The 2,780-nt window shown below is 62.4% G+C and carries 3 protein-coding genes; all 3 read left to right on the top strand.

What is annotated here, in order from left to right:
• Nucleotides 1–220: ABC transporter permease (locus MFF58_RS31480; protein ID WP_373323423.1), on the top strand; the 220-nt coding region annotated here is incomplete at its 5' end.
• Nucleotides 221–262: 42 nt separating this feature from the next.
• A complete protein-coding gene (locus MFF58_RS31485; RefSeq protein ID WP_238294230.1) occupies nucleotides 263–538 on the top strand; it encodes a response regulator transcription factor in 276 nt (91 codons plus the stop codon).
• A gap of 1,221 nt (nucleotides 539–1,759) precedes the next feature.
• Entirely contained in the window at nucleotides 1,760–2,647 is an 888-nt protein-coding gene (locus tag MFF58_RS31490) for a hypothetical protein (protein ID WP_238294232.1), read from the top strand.
• Nucleotides 2,648–2,780 lie beyond the last annotated feature (133 nt).

The following is a 2,780-nucleotide window of genomic DNA, read 5'->3' on the forward strand; positions in this document are numbered from 1 at the left end:
GGCCCTCGTGCTGTGCCTGCTCGGGGGGCTGGCTGGCGTCGTCGTCGGGACCGGCATCTCGCTGACGGTCGCCCGGTCGGCGGGCTGGGCCACGATCATCGACGCGCAGGCAATCCTGCTGTCGGTCGGGTTCTCGGCGCTGGTCGGCCTGTTCTTCGGATACTACCCGGCCCACAGGGCCTCGCGGCTCGACCCGGTCGAAGCGCTCAAAATGGAATGATCAAGTTTTGACGGGCATCTACCAGCGCAATAGGAGCTCACGATGATCCAATCATTCGCCCAAACCGCGCTTTTGGAGAACCGAGTCACCCTAACCGTGCGGGAGCAGGAGATCATCCAGCACATTGCAAAAGGTGCGCAAAATGACAGTATTGCCTATGAGATGGGCATTTCAACTAACACGGTAAAGACTCACATTGGCAACATTTTGCGAAAGTTCGGACTTCACAACCGAACCCAGATCGCAATGCTGCTTACGCCCCACCTCGTGGCAACGGTGCCTGCGTCGCACGCGCTGGCACCCCGGCCCGCGCCGTAGCGGGCGTAACCGGCAGCCGCCTAGCTCCCGCCTGGGTACGGCGGCGACGTTTCGCAGGGATGAGCCTGGGGAGAAGATCCTCGGGCTCAGTCCGGACTTCCTGGTCGAGATCGGCGATTGCCGCGTAGCCTTCGGGGACCGTAAATCCAACAACCCGCTGCGCCTCGGCTCCAGGACCGGATAGGCAGCGCACGCCCTCAACGGCAAGTGCTAGTGCGACGTCAGGATCGTTGCACAGAATTTGCGTGGCCGCCACTTGGTGACCGAGGCTGTATAAGGTTCTCGCGTAGAGTCGCAGATTGCATCCCTTATCGGTCAGAGTGCCGCCGATGGTGACGCCAAACCCGGGACCGGCTCCGCCCACGCTGGCGCTGCCGAGGCAACTCTCGATCCCAGCCGCAGCGAGCCCTGGCGCCCAAACCCCCGGCGTGTTCCGGCCACTACCGCTGCCGCCGATGTTCACCGAACTCGACGAGCCTGCGGCGGCCGCGGCGGCCAGGACGTTGTTGCTGCCGTTCCCGTTGCCGTTACCGTTGCCGGCTCCGGAGTTGCCGTTCCCGTTACCGATACCGGATTGGGCCTGAGCGGCCGCGGTCATCAGGAGGGAGACGACGAGGAAGAGTGTACGACGCACGAGCAATCCTCAACTCGGGAGCGCGATTCGGATGCGACTCAAGGCGTGCGTATCGTTTGATAGTCAGTCTGACCGGTCAATGCCCGCATCAGTCTGAAATAGTACTCAATACCCGAATACCTGTATTAGGCCAACGAATTTAGCAGTGTGCGGCAAAAATGGCGCTTCAAAGGTTGACGGCAGTGCATGCCCTCCGGCAGCAAACGTTGACGCCCCCCCCGTTTGGCGATCGTTCGCGAGCCCGGCGACAGCACGAAATCCCGCACCGGCTCGCCTTCAATGCGACCGCGTTCGTCGCAACTGTCCGTTCAGAGACAGCAGAAAGCAGCCAATAGTAATTGACGTCGACCATTAAGTACTGTATTCAGCTAAAAATCTAGCGGAAATGCGCCAAAAATGGAGTGCATCCGATGGAACCGCGTTGCCGAGATAGGATCGTATCCGCGTCGACAGCACTGGTGCTAGTTCTGACATTCGGGTTCTCGCCCCTCGGCCCGGCGCAAGTCGCGGATAGTAGCCCCCTCGCCGAGGCTACTAACCTCAACACAAGAAACGATACGGACCCAGCGCGGAACGAGGCGTCCGATTTGCTGATCGCGACCCATGACGTCTCTGGAAAGATCGGCACCGCGCTTGCGCTGAAAATCAAGCTTGTCCGGCTGCGGAACGTTTATATCGAAACGGTCAAGTTGCTCGGACTCCCCCGGGGCGTAACGATCAATGACTCTTACAACACGTTCTCGTCATCAAGCGACAACAACGACGTAGATGTCAGCTCATGGGATCTGTCGGACATCTGGATCACGCAGAGCGATCAGCGCGAGAGCAACTTCCCGCTCGCCGTCGCGGCGATCTGGACCCCGGAGACCGGTGGCCACATCAATGTCACGTCGAGCCGCCTCAACGTCGATTTTATTTCGAACACCCCTGTTCGGACCGTAGCCGCCGCCAGCGACGACCCAGATAACTCCGAGTGGCGCGCCGCTGAGACTCACGGGTCATCTCCGCCACTTCAAGCCGACGCTACCGCGGCCAGTCTCGACGCGCCGGCCTCCTATGTCTTCGTGCCAGAGCCGGTGCATGTGGCGCCTCGCGAAAGCACTTCGACGTTGGACCGCTCGACGCCCCTCTCCGTCATCGATAAGAGATCCAAAGCCAAAACCGAGGTCGCGAGTCTGCCCCGGCTCGTGGCACCCGCGCTTCCGCCGGCAGAGGGCGACCGGCTCGTGGAGCGGGCCAGAGGCCTGATCCGGCTCGGCGACATCAGCGGCGCCCGGCTACTGCTGGTGCGCGCCCAAACGCGCAACGCCCCGAACGCGACCTTCCTGCTGGCGCAGACCTACGACCCTAAGATGCTGCGGATCTGGAAGGTGCGCGGTCTGCATGCCGATCCGGACCTCGCCCGGAGCCTCTACGCGAAGGCTGCCGAACGGGGCCAGACGGATGAGCGGCAGCTCGCCGCCACGAGCCGCTGAGGACAGCTCAATTATCAGAAGGCGCGCACATGCCGAGGCTCACTGGGTTCGCCGTCTTTCTCGGCCTCGCCGTCCTCGCGATGTCCCCGGGCGCGAGGGCTCGGGAGGCGACGGCGCCGGAGGGGGAGCCTCT

The sequence above is a fragment of the Methylobacterium longum genome, assembly GCF_022179385.1.
GTDB classification, from domain to species: domain Bacteria; phylum Pseudomonadota; class Alphaproteobacteria; order Rhizobiales; family Beijerinckiaceae; genus Methylobacterium; species Methylobacterium longum.

Excerpts from the sequence above, each read along its gene's own strand:
- MFF58_RS31485 (WP_238294230.1), top strand. The coding sequence starts at position 263 with ATGATCCAATCATTCGCCCAAACCGCGCTTTTGGAGAACCGAGTCACC.